This is a genomic window from Ruegeria sp. CDSA079, from assembly GCF_059612245.1.
Genome location: NZ_JBXWQF010000021.1, coordinates 32,558 through 58,288 on the forward strand (window position 1 = coordinate 32,558; position 25,731 = coordinate 58,288).

Annotated in this window: 28 protein-coding genes; 16 read left to right on the plus strand and 12 right to left on the minus strand. The window is 57.3% G+C overall.

Going from position 1 to position 25,731, the window contains the following annotated elements; translation table 11 throughout:
- Positions 1-10: 10 nt before the first annotated feature.
- The 4 genes from AC2FJZ_RS18310 to AC2FJZ_RS18325 are packed head-to-tail and all read left to right on the plus strand — an operon-like array spanning position 11 to position 4,144.
- Entirely contained in the window at positions 11-1,138 is a 1,128-nt protein-coding gene (locus tag AC2FJZ_RS18310) for an ABC transporter ATP-binding protein (RefSeq protein WP_496779434.1), read from the plus strand.
- Complete coding sequence (locus AC2FJZ_RS18315; RefSeq protein WP_050604895.1) at positions 1,138-2,028, plus strand: ABC transporter permease subunit; 891 nt, start codon at positions 1,138-1,140, stop codon at positions 2,026-2,028. The genes AC2FJZ_RS18310 and AC2FJZ_RS18315 overlap by 1 nt, the downstream gene beginning before the upstream one ends.
- On the plus strand, positions 2,025-2,843 hold the full coding sequence (locus AC2FJZ_RS18320; protein ID WP_050604896.1) for an ABC transporter permease: 819 nt from the start codon (positions 2,025-2,027) through the stop codon (positions 2,841-2,843). Before AC2FJZ_RS18315 ends, AC2FJZ_RS18320 begins: the two co-directional genes overlap by 4 nt.
- On the plus strand, positions 2,840-4,144 hold the full coding sequence (locus AC2FJZ_RS18325) for an NAD(P)/FAD-dependent oxidoreductase (protein WP_496779436.1): 1,305 nt from the start codon (positions 2,840-2,842) through the stop codon (positions 4,142-4,144). The genes AC2FJZ_RS18320 and AC2FJZ_RS18325 overlap by 4 nt, the downstream gene beginning before the upstream one ends.
- Positions 4,145-4,153: 9 nt before the next feature.
- On the opposite strand, the gene AC2FJZ_RS18330 is transcribed toward AC2FJZ_RS18325, so the two are convergent.
- The 3 genes from AC2FJZ_RS18330 to AC2FJZ_RS18340 are packed head-to-tail and all read right to left on the minus strand — an operon-like array spanning position 4,154 to position 6,971.
- On the minus strand, positions 4,154-5,047 hold the full coding sequence (locus tag AC2FJZ_RS18330) for a phosphotransferase family protein (RefSeq protein ID WP_496779438.1): 894 nt from the start codon (positions 5,045-5,047) through the stop codon (positions 4,154-4,156).
- A 25-nt stretch (positions 5,048-5,072) separates the two neighbouring features.
- The gene (locus tag AC2FJZ_RS18335) at positions 5,073-5,735 is read right to left on the minus strand and encodes a flagellar hook capping FlgD N-terminal domain-containing protein (protein WP_496779440.1); all 663 of its coding nucleotides are present in this window, start codon (positions 5,733-5,735) and stop codon (positions 5,073-5,075) included.
- 3 nt (positions 5,736-5,738) lie between these two features.
- Positions 5,739-6,971, minus strand: coding sequence for a flagellar hook-length control protein FliK (locus AC2FJZ_RS18340; RefSeq protein WP_496779442.1), 1,233 nt, complete (start codon positions 6,969-6,971; stop codon positions 5,739-5,741).
- 210 nt (positions 6,972-7,181) lie between these two features.
- Here AC2FJZ_RS18340 and AC2FJZ_RS18345 point away from each other — a divergent pair, with 210 nt between their 5' ends.
- The 6 genes from AC2FJZ_RS18345 to AC2FJZ_RS18370 all read left to right on the plus strand — a co-directional run bounded on the left by AC2FJZ_RS18345 (position 7,182) and on the right by AC2FJZ_RS18370 (position 10,791).
- Positions 7,182-7,328, plus strand: coding sequence for a rod-binding protein (locus tag AC2FJZ_RS18345; protein WP_496779489.1), 147 nt, complete (start codon positions 7,182-7,184; stop codon positions 7,326-7,328).
- Between the two features lie 21 nt (positions 7,329-7,349).
- Entirely contained in the window at positions 7,350-7,709 is a 360-nt protein-coding gene (locus AC2FJZ_RS18350; protein WP_496779444.1) for a flagellar biosynthesis protein FlgN, read from the plus strand.
- A 208-nt stretch (positions 7,710-7,917) separates the two neighbouring features.
- On the plus strand, positions 7,918-9,147 hold the full coding sequence (locus tag AC2FJZ_RS18355; protein WP_496779446.1) for a flagellin N-terminal helical domain-containing protein: 1,230 nt from the start codon (positions 7,918-7,920) through the stop codon (positions 9,145-9,147).
- A 77-nt stretch (positions 9,148-9,224) separates the two neighbouring features.
- The gene (gene flaF, locus AC2FJZ_RS18360) at positions 9,225-9,599 is read left to right on the plus strand and encodes a flagellar biosynthesis regulator FlaF (protein ID WP_496779448.1); all 375 of its coding nucleotides are present in this window, start codon (positions 9,225-9,227) and stop codon (positions 9,597-9,599) included.
- Positions 9,599-10,000 carry a flagellar biosynthesis repressor FlbT gene (gene flbT, locus AC2FJZ_RS18365; protein ID WP_496779450.1) on the plus strand — a complete coding sequence of 134 codons (402 nt, stop codon included), beginning with the start codon at positions 9,599-9,601 and terminating at the stop codon, positions 9,998-10,000. Before flaF ends, flbT begins: the two co-directional genes overlap by 1 nt.
- On the plus strand, positions 9,997-10,791 hold the full coding sequence (locus AC2FJZ_RS18370) for a DUF1217 domain-containing protein (protein WP_496779452.1): 795 nt from the start codon (positions 9,997-9,999) through the stop codon (positions 10,789-10,791). The genes flbT and AC2FJZ_RS18370 overlap by 4 nt, the downstream gene beginning before the upstream one ends.
- An 81-nt stretch (positions 10,792-10,872) precedes the next feature.
- On the opposite strand, the gene AC2FJZ_RS18375 is transcribed toward AC2FJZ_RS18370, so the two are convergent.
- The 3 genes from AC2FJZ_RS18375 to AC2FJZ_RS18385 all read right to left on the minus strand — a co-directional run bounded on the left by AC2FJZ_RS18375 (position 10,873) and on the right by AC2FJZ_RS18385 (position 13,515).
- Positions 10,873-12,450 (minus strand): DUF427 domain-containing protein, encoded by a 1,578-nt coding sequence (locus tag AC2FJZ_RS18375; protein ID WP_496779454.1) that lies wholly within the window; start codon positions 12,448-12,450, stop codon positions 10,873-10,875.
- A 104-nt stretch (positions 12,451-12,554) separates the two neighbouring features.
- Positions 12,555-13,256: a winged helix-turn-helix domain-containing protein gene (locus AC2FJZ_RS18380; RefSeq protein WP_496670084.1), complete on the minus strand. Its 702-nt coding sequence runs from the start codon at positions 13,254-13,256 to the stop codon at positions 12,555-12,557.
- Positions 13,228-13,515, minus strand: coding sequence for a hypothetical protein (locus tag AC2FJZ_RS18385; protein ID WP_496670083.1), 288 nt, complete (start codon positions 13,513-13,515; stop codon positions 13,228-13,230). Before AC2FJZ_RS18385 ends, AC2FJZ_RS18380 begins: the two co-directional genes overlap by 29 nt.
- Before the next feature lie 176 nt (positions 13,516-13,691).
- Here AC2FJZ_RS18385 and AC2FJZ_RS18390 point away from each other — a divergent pair, with 176 nt between their 5' ends.
- The 4 genes from AC2FJZ_RS18390 (at position 13,692) to AC2FJZ_RS18405 (ending at position 17,608) form a co-directional block, all read left to right on the plus strand.
- A complete protein-coding gene (locus AC2FJZ_RS18390; RefSeq protein ID WP_496670082.1) occupies positions 13,692-14,150 on the plus strand; it encodes a hypothetical protein in 459 nt (152 codons plus the stop codon).
- A gap of 109 nt (positions 14,151-14,259) precedes the next feature.
- Positions 14,260-14,877, plus strand: coding sequence for a ribonuclease HII (gene rnhB / locus AC2FJZ_RS18395; RefSeq protein WP_050604909.1), 618 nt, complete (start codon positions 14,260-14,262; stop codon positions 14,875-14,877).
- Between the two features lie 107 nt (positions 14,878-14,984).
- Complete coding sequence (locus AC2FJZ_RS18400; protein WP_050604910.1) at positions 14,985-16,085, plus strand: site-specific DNA-methyltransferase; 1,101 nt, start codon at positions 14,985-14,987, stop codon at positions 16,083-16,085.
- Between the two features lie 140 nt (positions 16,086-16,225).
- On the plus strand, positions 16,226-17,608 hold the full coding sequence (locus AC2FJZ_RS18405; protein ID WP_496779456.1) for an adenylate/guanylate cyclase domain-containing protein: 1,383 nt from the start codon (positions 16,226-16,228) through the stop codon (positions 17,606-17,608).
- Between the two features lie 79 nt (positions 17,609-17,687).
- Here the strand turns inward: AC2FJZ_RS18405 and AC2FJZ_RS18410 are convergent, their stop codons facing one another.
- Positions 17,688-18,824 (minus strand): alkane 1-monooxygenase, encoded by a 1,137-nt coding sequence (locus tag AC2FJZ_RS18410; RefSeq protein WP_496779458.1) that lies wholly within the window; start codon positions 18,822-18,824, stop codon positions 17,688-17,690.
- 61 nt (positions 18,825-18,885) lie between these two features.
- Positions 18,886-19,941 (minus strand): A/G-specific adenine glycosylase, encoded by a 1,056-nt coding sequence (gene mutY / locus AC2FJZ_RS18415; protein WP_496779460.1) that lies wholly within the window; start codon positions 19,939-19,941, stop codon positions 18,886-18,888.
- A gap of 81 nt (positions 19,942-20,022) precedes the next feature.
- Here mutY and AC2FJZ_RS18420 point away from each other — a divergent pair, with 81 nt between their 5' ends.
- Together AC2FJZ_RS18420 and AC2FJZ_RS18425 are read left to right on the plus strand one after the other, a co-directional pair.
- Positions 20,023-20,529 carry a DUF721 domain-containing protein gene (locus tag AC2FJZ_RS18420; RefSeq protein ID WP_050604914.1) on the plus strand — a complete coding sequence of 169 codons (507 nt, stop codon included), beginning with the start codon at positions 20,023-20,025 and terminating at the stop codon, positions 20,527-20,529.
- A 13-nt stretch (positions 20,530-20,542) separates the two neighbouring features.
- Positions 20,543-21,205, plus strand: coding sequence for a DsbA family protein (locus AC2FJZ_RS18425; protein ID WP_496670077.1), 663 nt, complete (start codon positions 20,543-20,545; stop codon positions 21,203-21,205).
- A 36-nt stretch (positions 21,206-21,241) separates the two neighbouring features.
- On the opposite strand, the gene lpxK is transcribed toward AC2FJZ_RS18425, so the two are convergent.
- The 4 genes from lpxK to AC2FJZ_RS18445 are packed head-to-tail and all read right to left on the minus strand — an operon-like array spanning position 21,242 to position 25,598.
- On the minus strand, positions 21,242-22,243 hold the full coding sequence (gene lpxK / locus AC2FJZ_RS18430; RefSeq protein WP_496779462.1) for a tetraacyldisaccharide 4'-kinase: 1,002 nt from the start codon (positions 22,241-22,243) through the stop codon (positions 21,242-21,244).
- Complete coding sequence (locus tag AC2FJZ_RS18435) at positions 22,230-23,468, minus strand: 3-deoxy-D-manno-octulosonic acid transferase (protein ID WP_496779464.1); 1,239 nt, start codon at positions 23,466-23,468, stop codon at positions 22,230-22,232. Before AC2FJZ_RS18435 ends, lpxK begins: the two co-directional genes overlap by 14 nt.
- The gene (locus AC2FJZ_RS18440; RefSeq protein ID WP_496779466.1) at positions 23,465-24,265 is read right to left on the minus strand and encodes an inositol monophosphatase family protein; all 801 of its coding nucleotides are present in this window, start codon (positions 24,263-24,265) and stop codon (positions 23,465-23,467) included. Before AC2FJZ_RS18440 ends, AC2FJZ_RS18435 begins: the two co-directional genes overlap by 4 nt.
- The gene (locus AC2FJZ_RS18445; RefSeq protein WP_496779468.1) at positions 24,252-25,598 is read right to left on the minus strand and encodes a TldD/PmbA family protein; all 1,347 of its coding nucleotides are present in this window, start codon (positions 25,596-25,598) and stop codon (positions 24,252-24,254) included. Before AC2FJZ_RS18445 ends, AC2FJZ_RS18440 begins: the two co-directional genes overlap by 14 nt.
- Positions 25,599-25,731: the final 133 nt, after the last annotated feature.

Consider the following 25,731-nt stretch of genomic DNA (forward strand, 5'->3'; position numbering starts at 1 on the left):
GGGGGCTGCTTTGAATACTGACGTCTTTACGCCGTGGGATGACCCACAGGCGAAACCCTTGATCCAGTTCCAGAACGTGACCAAGCGCTTTGGCGAGTTCACGGCGATCGACAACCTGTCGCTGGATATTTTCGAACGTGAGTTCTTTGCTCTGCTTGGCCCGTCAGGATGCGGCAAGACAACGATGATGCGGATGCTTGCCGGATTCGAGACGCCGACCGAAGGACATATCCTGCTGGGCGGTCAGGATATCGACCCGATCCCGCCGAACAAGCGGGCTGTGAACATGATGTTCCAGTCCTATGCCCTTTTCCCCCATCTCAGCGTCTGGGAAAACATCGCTTTTGGTCTGCGCCGGGACAACATTCCCAAGCACGATCTGGAAGATCGGGTTGAAGAGATGCTGCGCCTGACCCGTCTGGAACAATTTGCCCGCCGCAAACCACACCAGATTTCGGGCGGTCAAAGGCAGCGTGTGGCACTAGCCCGTTCACTGGCCAAAGCACCTAAGCTTCTGTTGCTTGATGAACCGCTGGGTGCTTTGGACAAAAAGCTACGTCAGGATACGCAGTTTGAGTTGATGGATATTCAGGAGAAGACCGGCACCACCTTCGTCATCGTTACCCACGATCAGGAAGAGGCCATGACCGTCGCCAGCCGTGTAGCGGTGATGGATCAGGGGCAATTGATGCAGGTTGCCACCCCGGATCGGATCTATGAAAACCCTGCTTCTATTTATGTCGCTGATTTCATTGGAGATGTGAACATCATTGAAGGTCGGGCCACACCATCCGGAGAGGACGCCTATCAGATTGACTGGGCCGAAGGTCAGGCCCCTTTGACGGCTTCATCATCAACCGGATTCGCAAACGGTCAGTCCTGTCATCTGGCGATCCGCCCCGAGAAAGTGACAATCTCTGCCGAGCGACCTGCCGAAGCGGTCAACGTTGTTCAGGGCAAGGTTCATGACATTGCCTATCTGGGCAATCTGTCCACCTATCACGTCGAGTTGGCAAACGGCACAATCATCAAGGCACAGACGGCCAACACCCGCCGCATCTCGCGCCGCTCCTTCACCTGGGAAGACTCAGTCTGGCTGTCCTGGACAGCGACGGCTGCTGTTCTGCTGGCCAACTGATGCGCCGCGCCGTCCTGATCGCCATACCTTATGTCTGGCTGCTGGCACTGTTTCTGGTGCCGTTCTTCATTGTTCTGAAGATTTCGCTGTCGGATACCGCGCTAGCTATTCCGCCCTATACTCCGACGTTGGACCTGTCTGCCGGTTGGGCCGGGATCAAGGACTTCTTCAGCCAGCTGGATCTTGAGAACTATGTCTGGCTGACCGAAGATGACCTGTATTGGAAAGCCTATCTGTCCAGCGTCAAGATCGCTCTGATCTCGACCTTCTTTACCCTTCTGGTCGGCTACCCCATTGCCTATGGCATGGCCAGGGCACCCCAGGAATGGCGACCAACACTGATGATGCTGGTGATCCTGCCGTTCTGGACCTCATTTCTAATCCGGGTTTACGCGTGGATGGGTATTCTGTCGAATGAAGGGTACCTGAACCAGATTTTGCTGTGGACAGGTATCATCTCGACCCCGCTGACGATCCTGAACACCTCGACCGCTGTCTATATCGGCATCGTTTACACCTATCTGCCCTTCATGATCCTGCCCATCTATTCGGCGTTGGAACGCATGGACGGGTCGCTGATCGAGGCGGCCGAAGATTTGGGTTGTTCCCGTTTGCAAGCCTTCTGGCTCGTGACCATCCCGCTTTCCAAACCCGGCATCATCGCGGGTTGCTTCCTTGTGATGATCCCCGTGATCGGTGAGTTTGTGATTCCCTCGCTTCTGGGCGGTTCGGGTACGCTGATGATCGGCAAGGTTCTGTGGGAGGAGTTCTTCTCGAATCGTGACTGGCCGGTGGCCAGTGCTGTGGCCATCGTGTTGCTGTTGATCCTGGTGATTCCGATTGTGCTGTTCCAGCGCAACCAGCAGAAACAAGCGGAGGCCGAGGGATGAACAGACTAAGCTGGTTCAATACGGTTTCGCTGACGCTGGGCTTTGCGTTCCTGTATATCCCGATGATCATCCTGATCATTTTCAGCTTTAACGAAAGCAAACTGGTCACGGTCTGGGCCGGGTTTTCTACCAAATGGTACGGAGAGCTGCTGCAGAACGAGGCGTTTCTGGATGCCGCCTGGGTCACGATTCGGGTCGCGGTCTTTTCGTCGACACTGGCGACCATTTTAGGAACAGCCGCCGCCTATGTGCTGGTCCGCAGCGGGCGGTTCTTTGGCCGGACGTTATTTTCAGGCATGATATACGCACCGCTGGTGATGCCCGAAGTGATCACCGGCCTTTCGCTGTTGCTGCTGTTTATCGGCATCGGTCTGGATCGCGGCATTCTGACCATCGTTCTGGCTCACACGACCTTTTCTATGTGTTTCGTTTCGGTTGTTGTATCCTCGCGCCTCATCACCTTTGACCGATCACTGGAAGAAGCGGCTTTGGACCTTGGATGCTCACCCGCGCAAGCCTTCCGCCTTGTCACCCTGCCGATCATCGCACCCGCGGTGATCTCGGGCTGGTTGCTGGCCTTCACCTTGTCGTTGGACGATTTGGTGATTGCGTCCTTCACCTCGGGGCCGTCGGCAACGACCTTGCCGATCAAGATCTTCTCGGCGGTGCGCCTCGGCGTCAGTCCGGAAATCAACGCGTTGTCTACGATCATGATTGCCGTGGTGACGGTTGGGGTCATCGCAGCTTCGCTTGTGACCAAACGTGCGATGGTGCGTCAGCGGCAAGATGAATTGGCCGCAGCGCGCACCGAATGAAGCGGATATTTCCTGACTACGCTTATAGCGACGCGCCACGCGACAGCTGTTGGTGGGATGAAACGATTTCCCATCCGACCTGGCCCAAGTTTCAGGGCGACTTGAAGGTTGACGTCGCCATTATTGGCGGCGGATTTACGGGGGTTTCCGCCGCTTTACACCTGGCGGAGAACACCACGTCCGTCGCGGTGTTCGAGGCCGGTCCACCGGGATGGGGTGCGTCAGGGCGCAATGGCGGCTTCTGCTGTCTTGGTGGGTCCAAACTGAGCTCAGCGATGATGGAGCGTCGCCACGGGCGCGCCGCGGCGCGGGCCTATGCCGCAGCGGAAGAAGATGCGGTGAACTTGGTCGCCAATCTTCTTGATCAGCATGGGATAGAAGCGGACAGACATTCCAGCGGAGAAACCCGGTTGGCGCATTCGAAACACGCGATGGATGTGTTACGCAGAAATCAAGATGAGATTGGGGTGCTGCATGATGTCACTGACTTACCTGGGCTCGGTATGGGCGGTTCCTTTTTCGGTGGGTACACACATCCCGTTGGTTTTGGCCTGAACCCTCGTAAGTACTTGTTTGGAATTGCCAAAGCAGCAGAAGATTCCGGAGCGCAACTGTTTCAAAACAGTCCGGTACTGGGTATCGAAAAAGCCGAGTCAAGATTTGTGTTGAGAACCCATACTGGGCGGGTCAACGCACAAGCGGTACTGGTCTGCACCAACGGCTATTCCAGCGAAGACATCCCGGATTGGATGTCGGGGCGTTACATGCCTGCCCAGTCGACGATTATGGTCACGCGCCCGCTTAGCCATGGCGAGCAATTGGCGCAGGGATGGACTTCGGGCCAGATGTGTTACGACACGCGAAATCTTTTGCATTATTTCCGCTTGATGCCGGATGGGCGGTTTTTGTTTGGAATGCGGGGCGGGCTGCGGTCCTCTGTGCAGTCAGAAGCATCCATTCGGGCAAAGGTTCAGCGGGATTTCAAAAAGATGTTTCCGGCCTGGTCAGCGGTCGAGGCCACGCATCTCTGGTCCGGTATGGTGTGTATGTCGCGTGTGTTGACGCCCTTTGTCGGGCCAATACCCGAGCAACCGGGCGTGTTTGCGGGTTTCGCGTATCACGGAAACGGTGTTGCGATGGGAACCTACAGCGGGCGCGCCCTTGCTAGGCTTGCTCTGGGGCAGGACGCTGAATTGCCTTTGCCGATGACGCAAACACCGAAACGCTTTCCTCTAGGGCGCTGGCGTCGCGCGCTCATGCCGCCGGCCTACGCCCTGATGGCGCTTGCGGATCTAAGGTGAGGCCAAGGATTACAGAGCCGCAATTTCCAGCCTCAAGCCTTCTGCATAATCCGGCGCACCGTTTTCAGCGCGCCACAGGCAATAGGCTGCCATTCGCCAGGCGTACCAAGGTTGTAAGTGTCGATAACGGGCCGCGATTTCGGGATTCCCGTAGGCATTCAAAAACTGCTTTTCCTCGGCTTTTGTCAAAGGCGTCCCGCGGTACAGGCTTTGCATGGCCGGAGATAGAAACAGCGCCAAATCCTCGGTTGGGTCGCCATGGGCCGGGCACTGCCAGTCGATCAGAGTCAGGTTTTTCCCTGCAACCAGAATGTTCCCGGCTACGGGATCGCCATGAATCAGGCATGTCTGTTCCGCAGGCGCAACCGTTTGTACGGGTTGCCGTTCCAACAACCTGTCTCGCGCCTCAGAAGAGCAGCCTTGCAGAATACGAAGCCCGTGGGCTTTTAGATCCTCACTGCCGTTGCATCCAGCGGGAGCCGGAACGGAAAGCGTAAGGTCATGCAACCTGCGCAGCAACGAACCAACCTTGCCGGCTTCTTCCTGCCAGGGTGTTCCAGGGGCGTGGTCATAAAAGACCCAATGTGCATCCTTGTAGCGGCCTGCGGCGCGCAGCCTCGGCACGAACCCTTCTGGCCCGAGGGCCTTGAGGCATTGCGCCTCCAATCCCGCGTCGTTGCGAAACAAAGGATTGCGCAGGGCCGTGCTGTATAGCTTCAGCACTTTGTCGCCGTCGTCTTCCAGAACCTTCCAAACCTTATTGGTACGGCCACCATAAAGCGTTTCAAACCGCGGGTGTATGCTGACCAACCCTTCAATGTGGAGTTGGTCAACCAGATCGCGAGGAGGGAAAGGCTGATCGGACAGGGTTTCGTCACTTCTTTTGGCGAGTCGATTTGCCAAGCTTTGGACGGTCCTGCGCGGCAGATCAAGCACCAGTTCGGACGGCGCTTACATCGCCCGCAGAAATCACCTGGCCGCCGCTTAAGGTCAACATCACAGTGTCGCCCCCAACTTGCGCCTCAACGACGCGGTTATAGGCAGCCGCAGGTGTTTGAGACAGCAAATCTCCGCCCTTGTAGTTTTCCAGCGTCGCCGTGTAGTTTCCGGCACTCATCGGATCGCCCGACGAGGTTACGCCAGCCCACACAAACTCGGATTTTGTCGAGGGCACTGTGATCCGGTCGAGAACAGTGCCGCTTTTGTCACGGATCACCAGCTTGGTGGTGTCGGCTTGGGGATCAGGTTGGGCAAACAGTGTTTTGGGATTGCCGTCAAAATGAAACGCGGATGTTGATCGAACATCCATGCCCACCCAACCTGCAAGCTCGTTCAGGTTGACGCTGCCCAGCGTGCTGGCCAGATTCGACAAAAGACCGTTGGTCTGAACTTGTTGTTCCACCATCGAGAATTGTGCCAACTGTGATGTATATTGCGTCGAGTCCATAGGCTCCAACGGATCCTGATTCTGAGCCTGCGCCGTGAGCATCTGCAAAAATGTCTCAAAATCCGATGTGATTGCCGATGTCTGCGAGGCTGCTGTGGATTGCTGCGCCCCAGAAGTCGGCGTGGTGGTGACGGGAGTAATCATGTGTCAAAACCTCATGTCGATGCCCCGGAGCGAGCCCGGAGTTTGCGGAAGTGAAATGGTTTGAGGGTCTGGTTCGCCCTGTCGAGGTTCGAAGGCAGGTCCGTCCTCGGTCTTATCGGTGTCGGCCCCGTGCGTGCCCGCATCGGAGGATGTACCCAGATCAAGGCTAAACTCACCGTAACCCAGTTTCTGAAACTCTTCGGTAAGTACGGATAAATGGCGTCGCATAAGGTCCAGAGTTTCCGGACGTTCCGTCGTAATGGTCATATGCATTCCATCATCACGCCCATTTAAAATTATTGAAACACGCCCCAGCTCTTCGGGATTCAAAGCGATTTCCATTGCCCCGGATCCCGGGCGCGTCTGGACTGACATTGCAAGTTGACTGGCGATTGCACGGGCGATTTCAACACGGGCAGCGGTAGTTGGTGGCGTCGATTGTGGTGTTGGTTCTCGTGTTGCCTGATGCAATGGTTCGTCCTTGGTGATTGCCACGGCTTCAACGTCCTGACCGAGGGTCCCCTGTTCGTTCTCAACCATGGCTGCCATCAATTGAAGCTGCGCAACCGGAGGTGCACGATCCGGTACTGTCGGCTTGATCGGTGCAAGTGTGGCTTCTGGCCAAGGTGCTTTCTTGCCGCTGTTTGAGGCTGTTCCGTTTTCCAGCATGGCCACTTTGCCTTCAGGCATGGTCACGTCCTTCACCGACAAACCATTTTCAGCAACTTTTGTTGGTTGAACCTGTCGGGCGATTACAGCCTGCAATTGTCCTTCCACTGGTCGCACAACGATGGGCACGTGCGGGTCGGTGTGAGTGTCTGGATCAACAGGTATCGAAGCAAGCGCCTGTTCCGGCGCAGCGTTGGCGAATAAACTTGGAAGACCGGGTTGCGCGGACGCAGTTGGGTTCGATTCTCCTTCAGGCATTTGCACTACGCCCCCATGCGTGGGGAGATCGGCGGGATTGCTGGCCAGTTTCGAAAGAGAAAGCGGTTCGGCCATCGGGGCCGCTTCGAGTGAATCAACATCTACAATCTCGGTTTCAGCACCCGTGTCCTCAATCTCGGGGGCTGTGGCGGACAGTTGGGCATCGGGTTGATCCTTGGCGTTCTCCTCCTGTTTCAGGATATCTTCAAAGCTTGTTCCATCGCTTGCCTGCTCCGCCTCGTGTCGGGATGACGCGGGTTTCGCAGTGGCTGTTGATGGTGTGGTGGCCAGCATAAGTGGGTTGGGCATTTTGCTCCGGCTCCGTGTGGTTGTCCGGAACTCTGCCCGCAGGAAGTTACGTTTATTTTAACCGCTTTCGCCTTTGATCAGGAAAGTTCGAAGCAAATTTCGGAGAATTCCATGCAGATTCCCACCAATCCACAAGGGGGGCAAATACCCCCAACGCCTACCCGCCTAAAAGATGCCGCTGTTGAATTGGAGGCTGCGTTCTTAAGCGAAATGTTGAAATCTGCCGGGCTGGGAAAGACCCGCCAAAGCTTCGGGGGTGGTGCAGGCGAAGACCAGTTTTCGTCGCTTCTTATTCAGCATCAGGCGCAACAGTTAGCTCGGTCCGGGGGGGGGTGGGGCTGTCTGAAATTCTGCTGAAGTCACTGATGGAGAAAGCCAATGACATCTGAGGCGAACATAACGCTGATCAAGTCCCTGGAAGAGGTTCTGGATCTTGAGCGTGCGGCGCTTGTACAGGGCGACCTAGATCGTCTGACGCATATGGTTCCGGAAAAAGAGAAACTGATCGGCGCGATCAACGATCTTCAGGTGATGGACAGCGAGGCGTTGATTCGGGTTCAGCAGAAGGTCGAGCGCAATCAGGTATTGTTAAACAGTGCGGCCGACGGCATCCGCGCCGTGGCCAGCCGCATGGCAGAACTACGTCGGGTTCGGCAGGAATTCAGTACCTATGGCGCGGACGGACAGCGAAGTGTATTTGCCGTGCGCAGCAATGTGAAGCTGGAAAAAAGAGCATAGCCAGGAGTTTGATTCAAATACGAAGTTTCCGGTTCGGGTGTTTTAGCACTCCGTTAGGGGATCTGGTTCCAGAGTGGTGGCGCACCTGGAAACAGCAGGTGGCGCGAACTGCCAAGCGGCGCATCGCACAGGTCAGAAAGACACCAATGCCCGCAGATCGTGTGGGTTGAACATGGGCGAAAACGACCCGAACGAAAAGGATGAAACTATGTCCAGTATTCTGACAAACAACGGCGCGATGGTTGCGCTGCAAACACTGAAGTCGGTGAACAAGAACCTGGCGATGACGCAGAACGCGATTTCGACTGGTAAGGATGTCGCGACGGCCAAGGACAACTCGGCGGTTTGGGCGATCTCCAAAGTGATGGAATCGGATGTCAAAGGCTTCAATGCCATCAAGGACAGCCTGGCGCTGGGTGAATCGACGGTTGCTGTGTCTCGGAACGCGTCGGAAACCGTGACCGATTTGCTGACCCAGATGAAAGAAAAGATCGTTGCGGCGCAGGAAGACAACGTTGACCGCGGCAAAATCAACGACGACGTGACTGCCCTGAAAGGTCAGATCAACTCGGTCGTCAGTGCGGCGCAGTTCAACGGTCTGAATCTGGTGGACGAGTCCGCAGGTTCTGCCTCGATCCTCGCTTCTCTGGATCGGGACAACCTTGGCAACGTCACGGCATCATCAATCACCGTGACCGGACAAGACTTGTCTACCGGTGGTTACACTGCGGCTCAGGTCTTTGACGGTTCGACCGGAGCGTCGACTGGCAACGACCGTGTAGGCGCGACCATCGATAACGGTGCGACATCGGCAACGGCGCTTGTTACGGATGAATCCAGCGGGGCCTTCGCAGCGGGAGACAAGGTAGTTGTCGCAATTGACGATCAGGTTGTGTCGTACACAGTGTCCGCAGCCCATGCAGCAGCGACCACGACGGGCGATCTGGTTGCCGTAGGGCTGAAGGCAAAGATCGAGGAGTTGGGGATTACCGGCCTGACCGTTGACTACGATTCCGGCACTCAAGGCACCCTGTCTGTCACCAATGCGACCGGCGACGACATCTCGTTCTCGGCTCAGTATGTGAACGCTGGCTCGGGTGGTCTGGGTGCTTTGACCGGTATTGACGTCTCGACCGGCGCTGGCGCAACCGCCGCTTTGGCAACGATCGAAACGCTGATCGACACCTCGATTGACGCATCGGCTGCTTTCGGGTCGTCGCAGGGCCGGATCGAGACCCAGAAAGAGTTCATCTCGAACCTGGCTGACTCGTTCAAATCAGGTATCGGCTCACTGGTGGATGCCGACATGGAAGAGACCTCGGCGCGTCTGCAGGCGCTGCAGGCGCTGCAGGCGCTGCATGTACAGCAGCAGCTGGCAACCCAGTCGCTGTCGATCGCCAATCAGGCACCGCAGTCAATCCTGTCGCTGTTCCGCTAAATCACAAAGCTGGTCGGGGCATGGTTTTCGTGCCCCGGCCTTGACCGCCTGACAACGGCCTTTTGGAAGGATTTCAAGTGACACCGCAAACGCTAGCCCAGCGCCCCTATGCGCAATCCGCCGCGCCCACCCGAACACCTCGCGATACGGAATATGAAGCGATTTCCAGAATCACGCGACGGCTCAAAGCGGCAACGGCCCAAAAAGCAACTGACTTCTCGGGATTCGTTCAGGCTGTGCATGAAAACCGTCGTCTTTGGGGTGTGCTGGCAACGGGCGTTGTAGATTCCGCCAATGCCCTTCCGAACGACCTGCGGGCACGTATCTTTTATCTTGCCGAGTTTACAGAACAACACAGCAGCCGCATTTTGCGTGACGGTGCCGCTGTTGAACCGCTGTTGGAAATCAACACTGCAGTGCTGCGCGGCTTGCGTCAGATGGGGGCAAGCTGATGAGTGGTCTGGTCCTGAAACTTGCCCCAAAAGAAAGGGTTTTGATAAACGGCGTGGTGATCGAAAACGGAGATCGCAGAAGCAGGTTTTCCATAATGACACCGCAAGCCAACGTTCTGCGGTTGCGGGATGCGATCCATCCTGACGAAGCCAATACACCGGTAAGGCGGGTCTGCTACGCTGCGCAGCTTGTCCTGTCGGGTGACTTGGAACCAGGGCAGGCACGCCAACAACTGCTGCGCCGGGTCGAAGAGCTGAGTCAGGTCTTCACCGATACAGACAGCCGCCGAGTTCTGTCTGAGGCCACGGATGCTTTGGTGGCAGAACATTACTACAAATGCCTTAAATCTCTGCGCTCACTTCTGCCGCGAGAGGAACGGTTGATGGCCTATCAGCAATGATTTTCCAACCTGTCATTTCAACCGGCGGGATCGTGGGCTGGCGATTTCTGCAGCGAACCTATGAGGGGCAGTTTCAAAGTTATTCATCGTCGGCAGTGAATGAGAGAGAGACGAAGTATTTTCTGGAGAACATCGGCAAAGTTCAATCCGCCGAACAACTGGTTTCAGATCGCAGATTGTTGCAGGTCGCTTTGGGCGCATTTGGGTTGGAAGGCGATTTGGACAACCGGTTTTTTACCCAGAAGATCCTGGAAGACGGCACGCAGTCCAATGACGCCTTGTCCAATCGTCTGGCGGACAAACGGTATCGCGAGTTCTCTGACGCGTTCGGGTTTGGACCTGGGGCCGTCAGGAAAACAGCGCTGAAAACCAACATGGAAGAGATTGCCCAGGCCAATCTGACCGCGCGTTTTGAAATCGCTGTTGGCGGCTCGGATGAAACGATGCGTATCTCGCTTTACGCACAGCGGGAGCTTGCGGAATTGGCGAACAGTGCCTCGAGCGCAGATACCAAGTGGTTAGATCTGATGGGGCTTCCGCCCCTGCGTAGCATGATGGAAACGGCGCTTGGTTTGCCCTCGTCGTTTGCTCAACTGGATATCGATAAACAACTTATCGAATTCAAAGACAGGATGTTTCAGCTGACCGGGTCGGCGGATCTGGCACAGTTTTCAGATCAGGATGCCATCGAAAAACTAACCGATACATACCTTGCCAGAAGCCAGATCGCCCAACTGCAGAACACAGTCTCACCGGCGCAAACTGCGTTGATCTTGCTTGGAGCTATTTGAAACGTAAGCAGCCTGCATGTTGCCGGTTACGGGCGGCTCTAAATTCTGGATGGATGACGTGCCTTTGGTCAATCAAGGACCTCATCTGTCCAATATCTCGTCCGCTTCGGTGCGCAAAGCAAATGAAACAACGGGTTTAGACACATTGTGCAGCTCGACCGCGCCTAAAGGCAGGGCATTGGAGCAGGCCGGTTCGATGTCTTCAGACACGACAATCCGATGCCCCTTGGTCTTCCCAAACTCTCCAAGGCGCGCGGCAATATTAGCGGCCTGACCAATGACTGTGAAATCAAGGCGCTCTTGAGAACCCACATTGCCATAGGTCACACGCCCATACGCAACCCCGATCGAACAGTCGCAATGCACATCTGTTCCGCCTTTGCGCAGTTCCCCCAGAGTTTCCACGATTTGAATTGCCGAACGTTGGGCGTTCTTGCGGGCTGTAGTGGCATTCTCACCTGACGCAGGGAAAACGGCCAATACAGCGTCGCCAATAAACTTCAAAACTTCCCCATCATTGTCATGAACGATGCCCGAGACCGTTTCAAAAAACGCGTTCAGCACCTGGATATAGTCGTGACGCCCCAATTTCTCTTCAAGACTTGTCGAATTGCGGAGGTCGCAGAACATGATCGCAGCATCAATCTCATCCCCATCTCCGCGGCGGATTTCACCCCCAAGCACACGTGCGCCCGTGCGTTTTCCCACGTAAGTTTCCAGTAAAACCTGCGCGTTTTCACGCTGCATGAACACTTCGTAGTACCGCGCGATAACCGATGAACACTCGAATACAAGCCCCAGGTTTTCGGTGGTGAACCCATCCGGGTGATCGCAGGTCAGGGTCAGAACATTGGTGCGTCCATCGGAAAAGGGCAGCGGCATTGCGACGTAGTCGGTCGCACCCTTGGCCCGTAAATCCTCGATGATCGGGAAGCTGTTTTGCGGGTTGTCTTCGTTCAGCCTTTGCCGCACGCCGCCCAATCCGTTCGAAACGTGCCGCAGCGGGCTGTTGATGAAGGCTGGGTGATCGTGGATTTCGTAAGTCGGAGCGTGGGTCAGAATCTCGCCTTCATCCTTTTCCCAGATATAGTGTTTGCCCGCGATCAGAGGGTGTAGGGACCAGACCAGAATACTCAGGCGTTGGATGGCGATACCATGCTCCAGCATCTTTTCGGCCAGTGCTTTGGTAAAGGTTTCTGGTGTTGTCGCTGTTGACGCACCACGCATAAGCCAGTCGATCAGCGGTCCGCTGATATTGCCGTCATCAGGCGCGCGCAGGCGATTGTCGCCCAGATCAATTCGGGTGTAGGCATTCGGCAGAAACCCGATGCAGCCTTGAATGGCTTTGCTTTCCGGCAGGGCGTCTTCATAGGCCCAGACAGAGCTTGCCAGTGTTTCGCCGGGCAGGCTGATGTCGTGATAAGTGGCGGTGCCCTTGAACGGACAAAAGGTTTGAAGGGCGGTCTCTGAACTCAGATCAACGCAAATATCCTCACGCGGGACATAAATCGTGGGCGGAAGGCGCGTTTCATACATCACCTTGGCGTCGGTGCTTTCTGCCAAAAGGACGTCATCGCGGTAAATGGCTATTTTGCCGGCGAGTGGCTCAACCGAAATTCCATATCCATTCGTTTTTTTTGGTGCGGCGTGGACGTTCATAAGCGACCTCCCTTGCCTTCAATGTTTTCAGAATGGGCGTTCGCATCCAACATTCCAAGAGGCTGCAACGAGAATTTACCGCACGCGAGCGAGGAGCCGGGTAGTTAGATCATCTGAATGACGTCTTTTTCGATCGACAGCATATAGCCTTTTTTTGCGATATTCTTGACCAATAATTCGCTGACCATTTGATTTCCAAGCGCATCGCGCAACCGTTTGATCCGCGTCGCGCCCGCGGCTTCGTCGCAATCGGCGGCATTGCGACCGGAAATCATGCCCTCGATCTGGGCACCGGACAGAACCTCGTCATCAAGCCGGGATTCCGCCAGAACGGACAGGGTTTCCATGGCTGCGGGTGTCAGCTTGAAATCCATGTTGTTGAGGTAGACTGTGTTTTCCTCGCGGCTGATCAGCAGGGACGTCACCTGAATGCCGGTGCGTTCGATCTGTGCCATGCGGCGGTTCAGCAGCACCAGCATAACCAGAAACACCAGCGCCGAAATCATCATCGCACTGGCAAAAACCAGCAGCACATAAATGACCATCCGATAGCTGGACAAGGTGTCGGCAAAGGCGGTGCCGGACTGGGCCAGAATCTCAAGCAACCGGATTTCTGTTTGCGAGGTCAGGTCGGCCTCGACAAACAGCCGCTCGACCCGCGCGTTGAACGCGTTGGCGTCCGGCAGGGTCCAGAAAAGGAAAACGGCAGCGGTGATCAGAATAACGACGATGGCGGCTATGCCCAGCACAACCAGCCGGACACCCGACCGGCGCGCATCAGAAACGGAGATAGAATTGTCCGGCATTGCCTTTCCTCTGATCCAACCCTTCCGGTCCAAAAATGGACTGAACCTCAAGCAGGGTCCAGCCTGACGCGCTCAGGCGCTGGGCGATTTCTGTTCGGGCCTTGCCCTTATCGCAGGCCGAGACCTGAATGACCCCATAATGCAGACGCAGCGGGTTGTCTTTCTTGGCCTTGTAATCCGCATAGCAATCCGCCGCAGACGCGGCAGAGCCAAGCGATATCAGGGCTGCAAAGGTCAGAGAAGGTATGATCTGTTTCATAGGCCGCATCCTGCGCATGAGTTGCCGCGATATTCAATAACCCAAGGGGTTTGCGGGTTCTGATATCCGATAACACCGGGCCGTTATTGCTTGTCTGGACCGCTCGCCCCCAGTGTCAGGGCAATCAGAACGCGGTCTGTCACACGGTCGCCCATACAATCAGAAGGACACGCATCATGCACAAGAAATTCATCGCTCTGATCATTGCGACCGCTGTTGCAATAACCGGCGTCTCGGCCTCTCAGGCGAAGGCGGCAGATGCCAAGGACATTCTGGGTGGTCTGGCGGCCATCGCAATTATCGGCGCCGGAGTTCACTACTATAACAAGGAAAAGAACAAGGATCGGGCAACACGTCATCAGACGTATAATCCGGAACCTTACAAGCCGCAGCCGGTGCGTCCGTTGCCGCCGCGCGTGGCGCGATACGATCTGCCCCAGCGCTGCCTTCGTACATTCAACGGGTATTCACAGGATCATTTGTTGCTGGGTCCGAATTGCCTCAAGAAACACTACAAACATGCCAATAGCCTGCCGAAAGAGTGCAAGGTTGGTTTCTGGAACGGCAAAAAGGTCAAGCGGGCGTATGAACCTGCGTGCCTGCGCCAGAAAGGATACCGCGTCGTTTATCAGTAACATCGGCTGAGCAGGAGCGGTGCCAAAGAAGCGCCGCGAGAAAGAGGGGGGTGTGGGCCGCCCTCTCTTTTTTCTTGCGGTGTCGCGTGAAAAACGTTTTTCCAGTGCAATGACAATGCCGAATTTCGAACTTGAGCAGGCGCTGCAGCAGCGGGGCCATATCCGTATCGCCGGAGTGGATGAGGTCGGGCGCGGTCCGCTGGCAGGGCCGGTTGTGGCCGCTGCCGCGATTCTGAACCCGCATGATATTCCCGAGGGGTTGAATGACTCCAAGAAGCTGACCGCCAAACGTCGGGCCGCACTGGACGCAGAGATTCGCAGCAGCGCCGAATTCGCCGTGGCCGAAGCCACGGTTGCCGAGATTGACGAGATGAACATCCTGCGGGCCTCGCATCTGGCGATGGTGCGCGCGGTCGAGGCACTGTCACCGGCCCCAGATTTCCTGCTGATCGACGGCAACATGATTCCGCGTGGCATGAAAATCCCGGCGCAGGCCGTTGTGAAGGGGGATGCCCGTTCGGTGTCGATTGCAGCCGCTTCGATCCTTGCGAAAAACTGGCGCGATCAGGTGATGGTGGATTTGGCGCAACAGCATCCGGGTTATGGATGGGAAACCAACGCCGGGTATCCGTCTAAAAAACACAAAGAAGCCCTGCAGAATCTTGGCGTGACCCCACACCATAGACGTTCGTTCAAGCCGGTGCACAATATCTTGTATCAAGAGTAAATCGCAAGTCGCTGATTCAAAAAAGAAATTGACGGCGAATCGTCTTTGACTCATCCTTGTCTCAACCAAATGAGCGCAAAAGCGCCGTGGATACTTGAGGCAGTGATATGACAACGACCACCAAAAAGAGCGCAAAAGCGCTCCCTTTAAACACGATTCTATCCGGGGACTGCATCGATGTGATGAACAGTCTGCCCGAGGCGTCGGTTGACCTGATTTTCGCCGATCCGCCCTATAATCTGCAGCTGAAAGGTCAGTTGCATCGCCCCGACAACAGCCAGGTGGATGCGGTTGATGATCACTGGGATCAGTTTTCCAGCTTTGGGGCTTATGACCAGTTCACCCGCGCGTGGTTGAAGGCGGCGCACCGTCTGCTTAAGCCGAACGGCGCGATCTGGGTGATCGGCTCTTACCACAACATATTCCGGGTCGGTTCGGCATTGCAGGATGCAGGATATTGGATTCTGAACGACGTTGTGTGGCGCAAATCGAACCCAATGCCGAATTTCCGGGGCAAGCGCTTTACCAACGCGCATGAGACGATGATCTGGGCCAGTAAACGCGAAGGCGCGAAATACACGTTCAATTACGAGGCTCTGAAAGCGCTGAACGAAGGCGTGCAGATGCGCAGCGACTGGGTGCTGCCGATCTGCACCGGGCATGAGCGTCTAAAGGACGAAAACGGCGACAAGGCGCATCCGACACAAAAGCCGGAATCGCTGCTGCACCGCGTGTTGATTGGCTCGACCAATCCGGGCGATGTGATTTTAGACCCGTTCTTTGGCACCGGAACCACTGGGGCTGTCGCCAAGATGCTGGGCCGAGAATTCATCGGGATCGAGCGCGAAGATAGCTATCGCAAGGTTGCCGAGAAACGCATCGCCAAGGTCCGTAAGTTCGACCGCGAGGCGCTGGAGGTCAGCGCCAGCAAACGCGCCGAGCCGCGCGTACCCTTTGGCCAGCTGGTCGAGCGTGGGATGCTGCGCCCGGGCGAAGAGCTGTATTCCATGAATCAGCGCCACAAGGCCAAAGTACGCGCCGATGGCACGCTGGTTGGGCAGAATGTCAAAGGCTCGATCCATCAGGTGGGCGCGCATCTGGAAAACGCGCCGTCCTGTAACGGCTGGACATATTGGTGCTTCAAGCGTGATGGGAAAACTGTGCCCATCGACGTGCTGCGCCAGCAGATCCGGGCCGAGATGAATTGATTTCACGAACACCGCCGGTGCCTGTGGCCTGACACAAGGCACTAAGCCTTGCCCCGCCGATCCTACGGCGGGGTCTTTTGTTTTGGCATCAACAGTGATTGCATGACGATAACCCTGACACTGCAAGAAAGATCACGGCCATGACCGAGACGACCGCGCAGCCCCGCCGCAGCCTGTTTTTCACGCAACCCGACACGTTCGATCTGGACAACAAGTACACCGAGGCCGCGTTAGAGCGGCACAAGCGGGAAGGGTTGGAACTGGCCGTGCGCGCGCGCTGGGTTGCGATGGCGTTGACCGGGGTGCTGTTGATTTTTCTGAACCCGCAATGGGACGTGCTCTGGTATCATTTCATCCTGCTGTTGATCTGTGGCAACGGATGGCTGATCCGTCGTGCCGGTCGAGTAGGGCAATCCCGGGCCGAGCTGTTTTTGATTTTTGTCGATTTGCTGATCATGACGCTTGGGATGATCGTGCCTAACCCGTTCAGCGATGATGTTCGTCCGCTGGCGATGCAATATCGGTTCGACAACTTCCAGTATTTCTTCATCATTCTGGCAGCCGGGACTCTGGCTTATTCCTGGCGGACGGTCATTGCCATCGGATCCTGGACCGCGATGATGTGGACGGCGGGTTGGATCATTGCCTGGTGGGTGGCAACCCCTATTCCGGGAATCAGCGAAAGCGTTGCCGAGGCCTTGCAGGGCTATCCGGATGTGGCCGAATTGCTGGATCCCAACAGTTTCATGGCCCCTCAACGCATCCAGCAAGTGATCGTGTTCGTCATGGTGGCGGTGACTCTGGGCATTTCGATGCGGCGACTGAACCAACTGGTGATGAACAATGCGGGATTGGAACGGGAACGGGCCAACCTGTCGCGGTATTTTTCGCCCAATGTGGTGGATGAACTCAGCCAGAACGACGAGCCACTGAAACAAGTTCGTAAAGAGAACGTGGCGGTCTTGTTCATCGACATCGTCGGTTTCACCAAATACGCCGCCGGGCGTGATCCCTATGAGGTGATCGAGGTGCTGCGAGGTTTCCACGCCCGTATGGAGACCGAGGTGTTCCGGCACCACGGTACGTTGGACAAGTATCTGGGCGACGGTTTGATGGCGACCTTTGGTACGCCGGTGCCAACGCCCCTGGATGCGAGCAATGCCTTGGGCTGCGCGCGTGCGATGATAAAGGTGATCGACCGCTGGAATCTGGATCGTCGGCGTGCCGGTGAACCTGAAATCCATGTCGGGATCGGGGTGCATTACGGTTCGGTCGTTTTAGGGGACATTGGTGCAAACCGGTTGGAATTTGCTGTGATTGGTGATGCGGTCAATGTTGCGGCAAAATTAGAGGCGCTGACGCGCGAGTTTCAGGCGAATATCGTTGTCAGCGATGCTGTGCGGGAACGGGTTGCTGAAGAAAACCCTACGGCGCCAGATGCGATGGACGGTTTCATTGCCCATCCCAACCAACCTGTCCGCGGGGTAGAGGCTCCGATGAATATCTGGGTGATGAAAGACTGAGGGCCTCCCGCCCATCAGATCAGCATCGAAGATGCCGTCCTGACAGTTGGGCCAGGCAGCGCGCTGGTGCGCGCTGCGGTCACGCTTTGGGCATCGGGTTCAAAGCCTTGTTGTAGGAATGCCAGTCAGTGACCTCAGGGTAGTAGTGGCGTCGCCATTCCCGGACACGTGGGTTCATCACCCGCCGCCACAGTGGAGGGATCATCGCCGCAACGGTCATCACCGGATAGCCGTACGGCAATTGTGGGGCCGAGTCTGGGGTATGATGTTGCAGCAGCGGAAATCGACGGTTGGGTTTGTAGTGATGGTCGGAATGGCGCTGAAGATTGATCAGCAACCAGTTTGATGCCTTATGTGCCGCATTCCAGGAATGACGCGGCAAGACATGTTCATACCGCCCATCGCCCTGGTGTTTTCGGGTCAGGCCGTAATGTTCGACGTAGTTGACCAGTTCAAGCTGCCAGATCGCGACACCGGCTTGCAGCAGAAACAGGGCCAGGCCAGACCAGCCTCCGATCAGTACTGCCAGCGCCAGCATTGCGCCTTGCAGGGTCCAGTATCGCCAAAACGGGTTGGCACGATCCGTCCAGGGACAGTCTTTGCGCGCCAGTTTATCGCGCTCGGCGTTGAAGGCCGAGACCAGGCATTGCCATAATACGCGTGGATAAAAGCGGTGGAACCCTTCGTTGTACCGGGCCGTCACCGGATCGCGCGGGGTGCCCACGTAACGGTGATGGACCAGCAGATGTTCGGACCTGAAATGAGAATACAGAACCATGGCGAGAAGGATATCGCCCAGCCAGCGCTCGCCCCGGCTTTTCTGATGCATAAGCTCATGGCTGTAGTTGATTCCGATTGTGCCTGACAGGACGCCCATACCGAAGAACAGGCCAATCTTTGCGGGCATCGACAGGTGGTTGGTGTGGGTTGCATACCAGATCAGGCCAAAGAGCGTCAGGAATTGAAGCGGCACCCAGAGTTTGGTCAGCAGGATGTACCACTGAAGCATATCGTCGGTTGTATCCGGATCCGCATTCTGCTCGTTCAGGCCGGTGATCCGGTCCAGAACCGCAAACGCCCACCAGGTCGAAAGGGGGATCAACAGGACCCACCATCCCCCGGCAAATGCTGTGAACCAGATCAACGGGATCAACAACAGAGACACCCAGAAAGGGGATGCGGATTGCCAGCGGGACAATGTGCCTGTTGCGATCATCTTCTCTGCTCCGAATTTTCGGGCATAGCCTAGCCGCGACCCGAAAGAATGCACAGCGATCTCATTGTTCTCTCCACAGATCGTAGGCTTTGCGCATCACCGTCGGCAGGTCGCTGGGTTTGAAACTGTGCTTGTCCAGCACTGTCAGGTGTTGGGGGATGCTTTGATCTTCGATATCGGCGGCCCAAACTCTGAGGATCAAATGGAAATGCGTAAAGGTGTGGCGCACCTCGGCCGGCAGGATCGTCCACTGTGCCGGGAAGGGCGCGCGTTCGGATGGGTCATCGTTCCACTGTGATCCGGGCCAGCCCAGCATTCCGCCCAGCAGACCTTTGTCCGGTCTGCGTTCCAGCACCATGGCCCCGTCTGCCCTGCGTGCAATATAGACGTGGCCAAGGCGGGTGGGTTTGGGCTTTTTCGGCGTCTTTCGGGGAAGATCCGCCATGGTTCCCGCGATGCGGGCCTGACAGGGGTCACGCAACGGACATATGCCGCAGGCCGGAGATTTGGGGCTGCAGATCGTGGCCCCCAGATCCATAACCGCCTGAGCATAATCTCCAGGGCGGGTGGACGGCGTCAGAGCCTCGGCCTTTTCTTTCAGCAACGGTTTGGACCCAGGCAAAGGGTCGTGAATGTCATAAAAGCGGGCCATAACCCGTTCGACATTGCCATCCAGAACCGTTTCGGGCTGATCAAACGCAATGGCCGAGATCGCCGCAGCGGTATAGGGGCCGATGCCGGGCAGTTCCAGCAAAGCGCTATAGGTGTTAGGGAACTGGCCATCGTGGTCTTGCGCAACTGCACGGGCGCATTTCAGCAGATTGCGGGCGCGCGCATAGTATCCAAGACCGGCCCATTCCCCCATCACGTGTTCATCCTGCGCGGCGGCCAGCGTTTGAATTGTTGGCCAGCGTGTTGTGAAGCGCAGGAAATAGTCGCGTACGGCGGCAACAGTGGTTTGCTGCAACATAACCTCGGACAACCAGACCTGATAGGGGTCAGGGCGTACACCTACGGCCCGATCTACGGGGCCGACGCGCCATGGCATGTCGCGGGCGTGGCGGTCGTACCACTCCAAAAGCGCGGCGCTGACGGTGAATTCAGGGGAATCACGCAAGTTTTATTCATCTCCTTGTCGGGTTTCGCTGGCACCCGATGGTCTGCCTATTACAATAGCGGTGTAAGAGTGGGAAACCAGATGCAACGCAGACGTTCCTCGACCCGCGGGTTCAAACGCACCGCGTCCTTGCTGAACGATCAGATCCGGCGCGCCGGTGAAAGCCGGGGCTTTGCCGTGTCGCGGTTGTTGACTCATTGGGCCGAGATTGTGGGTCAGGACACCGCTGCCATCGCTCGCCCGGTCAATGTAGGTTATGGCAAGGGCGGCTTTGGTGCGACCCTGACCGTGTTGACCACAGGTCCGCAGGCACCGATGCTGGAAATGCAGAAAGAGCAACTGCGCGGCAAGGTAAACGCGGTTTACGGATACAACGCCATCAGCCGGGTTCGCATCACCCAGACCGCTCCGACCGGATTTGCCGAGGGGCAGGCCAGTTTCGACCACAAACCGAAGCAAGCAAAACCCGAGATTGCACCTGACGTTGTTGCCGAGGCTGACAAAGTGTCACGCGACGTGAATGATGAAGATTTGCGCGCGGCCCTTGAACGTCTGGGGCGCAACGTTCTATCCAAACAGAAACGCTGAGAAAGGGCTGAGAATGAGCCGTATTGCAACCGTAATCTGTGCGGCCGTCGCCGTAGCCGCAGGCGGCTATTGGCTGTCGCTGTCAAATTCCAATTCGTCCAACTTGCTGGTGAGTACTGCCGAGGCGCAAGAGGCGGATATTGATACCTCGACCATCATCGAAATGGTGCAGGGGGCTGAGGACGCGCCGGTCGAGATCATCGAATATGCCTCGTACACCTGTCCGCATTGCGCGACTTTCCATCAGAGCGCGTATAAGCAGCTCAAGAAAGACTTCATCGATACCGGAAAGGTCAAGTTCACCTATCGTGAAGTGTATTTTGACCGCTACGGCCTGTGGGCATCGATGGTTGCCCGCTGCGCCGGACCCGAAAAATTCTTTGGCATTACCGACGTAATCTATCAGAAACAGTCCGAATGGACACGCGCGGGCGGACCGGCCGAGATCGTTGATGAATTGCGTAAGATTGGTCGTTTGGCCGGTGTCGATGGCGACCAGCTTGAAGCATGTCTGCAAGATGGCACCAAGGCACGCACGCTGGCCGCATGGTATCAGGAAAACGCTGAACGTGATGGTATTCAGGCAACCCCTTCCTTCATTGTGAACGGCAAGAAGGTCGACAATCAGCCCTACGCGGATTTCAAAAAGCTGATCGAAGCCGAGCTTGGCAGCTAATTCTTTACCGGTCGGCCTTATGTGGGTCGACCGGACCTATTTTGGCGATGGCGCTGCGTGCAGCAGCATCTCTTTTACCCTATCGCCTTCCGGTATCTGAAGCCGGACCGGTAGAGTGATCACTTTGTTACGGAAAGCTGCCGGCAGGCGTACGGCGTCTTTCTCGGTCGTGATCATCTGAGCTCCCAGCTGCCGTGCTTCGTTTTCCAGCCGTGTCATCAGGGCCTGGGTCAGGGGTTGGTGATCGTCCAGTGCTTCGGCCCGCACCAGATCGACGCCCAGACGGCGCAGGGTCTGAAAGAACTTTTCCGGGTGCCCGATACCCGCAAAGGCCAGCGCCTGCGTTCCCGCCCAGTCCATACCGGTTTGCAATGGTTCGATGGCCCCGGTGACATGAGGAATCGTCAGTTGGTCTTTATATTGTTCGGCAAAGACCGTTTGCGCGGTCTCGTCGCCAAGTGACAAAACCAGATCGGCGCGTTGCAGGCCGACGCTTACGGGTTCACGCAAGGGGCCAGCGGGTAGGCACAGGCCGTTTCCAAACCCGCGCTGCGCATCGACAACGATGACCGAGAAATCCTTGGCGACGGATGGGTTTTGAAACCCGTCATCCAGAACGATCACCGTCGCGCCCGCTGCTGCAGCCGCACGGGCGCCTGCTGCCCGGTCCTTGGCCACCCAGACTTCGCCGAACATTGCCAACAGCAGCGGCTCATCTCCAACCTCGGCGGCTGTGTGTTTGGCCGGATCGACCTGCACCGGGCCTTCCAAAGACCCCCCATGTCCGCGTGTGACAACATGCGGTTCGTGCCATGCACTCCTGAGCTGTTCTAGGGTCCAGATCACGGTGGGTGTTTTGCCGGTCCCACCGGCATTGAGGTTGCCGATGCAGATCACCGGTACACCCGGCTTATCCCCGGTTTCCGAGGCGACCCTGCGGGCTGTCACCGCCGCATAAAGATGCCCAAGTGGCGCCAGCAGACGCGCCCTCAGGTCCGGTTGATCCGGCGAGGTGTTCCAGAAGTCAGGTTCCCGCATGTTCCGCACTCCGCTGATCCAGAATATCCTGAACCATTTCGATCAGGGCATCCGCCTGCGGTGCGCCTTCGGTTATCATCCGCCATCCTGCCAGTGCCATATCAGCAGCAAGATCCGGCGCGAGGAGCTGTACAAGGGCATCGCCCAGCTCGGTTGCCGTCTTGACCTCTTTGGCAGCACCCGCCTGCCGTATCTGAGAATACAAGGCGTCATGGCGATGTACAAACGGTCCGTGAATGATAGCAGATCCCAACGCAATCGATTCGGACGGATCACGCCCACCCGCTCCGCGCTCCAACGAACTGGCCAAGAAGGTCACGGAGGATACGCGGTACCACAGCCCCAGATTTTCGGGGTCGGCGGTCAGAACCACCTGCGTGGTGTCTTCGATCAGACCGCCGTCGTCCCAATTGGCACATCGCAAGTCCATCGATTCCAGACGCCGTTTCAGTGGCCCAGCTTCCAATTCGTCAGCCACGTGCAGCACCAGCACCAATCGGTGCAGCATTCGAAGCGCCTGCCGGTGGGCCGTCAGAACCGAGATAAACTCCTTGTCCTGAACCCATGCTGCCAGCCAGACCGGACGCCCGGCAAGGGTGTGGTTGGTCTCGATCAGCTCATCTTCGGGCCAGGGCCGGGGGTTGGGGCTGATGCGCAAAGGGGGCGAATCGTGGACTTTGGAGGAGTGAATGCCAAGGCGGCGAATCTGGCGGGCTGTTTCTGGCGATGCCGTCATGATTTTGTGGAAACAGTCGAACGTGGCACGGGTGATATCCGGCAACCAGCGCGCGCTTCGGGGGAGGGTGACACTGAACTGGGCATCGAACAATACCAGCGGAATGTCTTGTTCTTCGGCTCGGGTCAGGATGTTGGGAAGCAGATCGCCCCCCACCCATAGCCCCATTGAAGGGCGCCAGTGTTCCAGAAACCCACGTACTGCTCCGCTTTGGTCCTGAGGCAGGTTGATCAAAGGGAAATCACGGTGCGGCCAGGTGTCCAATTCCGCGTCCGGTGGCGCGGTGAGGACAAAACCCAGTTCGGATCGAACCTGTAACAGCCGGCGACAAAAGTCGCTCACCGCCCGCAGACGTCCCGGTGTGGCGATATGAATCCAGAGAAGCTCGCCATCAGGACGTGGTTGATCAATGCGCTGACTGGCGCTGTTGCGCATTCCCCAGGACAAAACCCTGTAGGCCGCCAAACTCAGGGATCGCGGCTTGCTCATGCCCCGATCCCGGGCCCGGTCGGATTCAGCCGTTTTGACAGTTCTTCATGCAGCCACGCGTTCGCCGCGATGACGCCGTTCAGCCTTGGGCGGGCGTTGTTGAACACCAAGGGTTGCCCCGCCCGGTCGGAACACACGCCGCCTGCCTCTCGGATAATCAGGTCACCGGCGGCGATATCCCATTCCCAGCTGGGGCGCAGAGTCAGCATCGCGTCGAACCGCCCCTGCGCAACCAGAGCCATGCGATAGGCCAGAGACGGGCGATATGCGCGTTCGAAATCGGGTACATGCCCGTCCCGCCAGTGCTGCGTGTCGAGATTTGGTTTGGCAGCCAGAACTTCCGACCGTTGCAAGTCTGCAATGGTCGAGGTCGTGATTGTCTCGCCGTTCAGCGTAGCGCCCTTTCCTTGGGCGGCGGCATAGAGCAGATCCCGCATGGGGAGATAAACCACAGCGGCCATCACGCGACCTTCATCGGCGACGGCGATGGAATGCGCCCAAGTGCGTGCGCCCTCGGCGAAGCTGCGGGTGCCGTCAATCGGATCGATGATGAAGGCATTGCGGCACTCCAGCCGCTCGGACGTGTCCTCTGACTCCTCGCTCAGCCAACCATATCCCGGTCGTGCGGCGCGCAGCCGGTCCTCGAGCATTGCGTTCACGGCCAGATCTGCCTCGGTCACTGGACCGGCACCATCGGGTTTGTCCCAGCGCTGGGCCTGTGTCCCGGAATACCGCGTGGCGATCTTGCCGGCCTCCAGCGCCGCGTCAATCAGCAGAGACAGGTCAGTTGCCGGCAAGTGTCATTCCTTCGATCAGCAACGATGGAACCACGCGCGACAGATACGGGCGGGCGTCATTTGCGGGAATGATCCGGCGCAACATGCCCCGCAAATTACCTGCGATGGTGCATTCATTGACCGGATGTGTGATCTCGCCATTTTCCACCCAGAATCCAGAAGCCCCACGAGAATAGTCACCGGTGTTGGGGTTGATCGTCGACCCGATCATGGATGTGACCAGCAATCCGGTGCCCATGTCACGCAAAAGATCAGCGCGGCCTGTGTCGCCCTGCGTCAGGCTGAGGTTCCAGTTGCTGGGAGACGGCGGGCCGGACACGCCGCGCGCAGCATTGCCTGTCGACACCATGTCCAGTTTGCGCGCGCTGGACAGATCCAGCGTCCACCCAGTGAGGATGCCATTTTCCACAATTGCCCTGCGTTGCGTCGGCAAGCCCTCGGCATCAAAAGGGCGCGAACCCGAGATGCGCGGGCGGTGGGGGTCTTCGATCAGGGACAGATGCGCGGGCAGAACCTCTTGCCCCAGACAATCCTTGAGCCAGGACGCACCCCGTACAATTGCCGCACCATTGCTGGCGGCCAGCAGATGGCCGATCAGTGAAGACGAGATGCGCTCATCAAACAACACAGGGAAACTGCCGGTCTCAGGTTTGCACGCGCCGACCTGCTGCACCGCACGTTCTCCCGCCGTGCGCCCAATCCCTTCCGCGCTGCGCAGGTCGGACTGAAACGTCCGGCTGTCACCGTCGTAGTCCCGTTCCATCCCGGTGCCTTCGCCCGAGATCGCAACGCAAGAAACAGACCGGCTGCTGCGCTCATATCCGCCGGTAAACCCGTTTGTGGCGGCCAGATGCACGCGGTGGGTTCCGTAGCTTGCAGCCGCATCTGATACCTGAGTGACACCCGGCACAGCCAATGCTGCGGCTTCGGCCGCCAGAGCATCCTGCATCAGAGCTTCGGCGGATGGAGCAGGGGCAGGGTCCAGCAACTCCAGCGATTGCGCATCCCAATTTCTCACCAACTGGTCGCTTTCAGCCAGCCCGGAAAACGGATCTTCCGGGGCTTCTTTGGCCATGGCCACAGCGCGTTCGGCCATTGCATGCAGGGTTTCCGGGCGACTGTCGGAACTGGATACGATGGCGGACCGTTTCCCCAGAAAGACCCGCAACCCCAGATCCGTACCTTCCGAGCGTTCCGCATGTTCCAGCGCTCCGCCCCGCACCTCGACCGCAACCGAGGAGCCATCAAGCACGATGGCATCCGCAGCTTCTGCGCCTGCTTTGCGGGCCACATCAAGCAATTGCTGGCTGATTTGTTCTGGTGTGCGGGTCATGAGGCCTCCGGGTTTATTTCCAAGGACCTAGCCTTGGACTGCCCGTCTCGCAAGACCCGTGACCGGATTGTGTGATGAGGATCGTGATGAACCCACCCTTGTTCAGAGATTTGGGCCGGGAACGGTGGAAAAA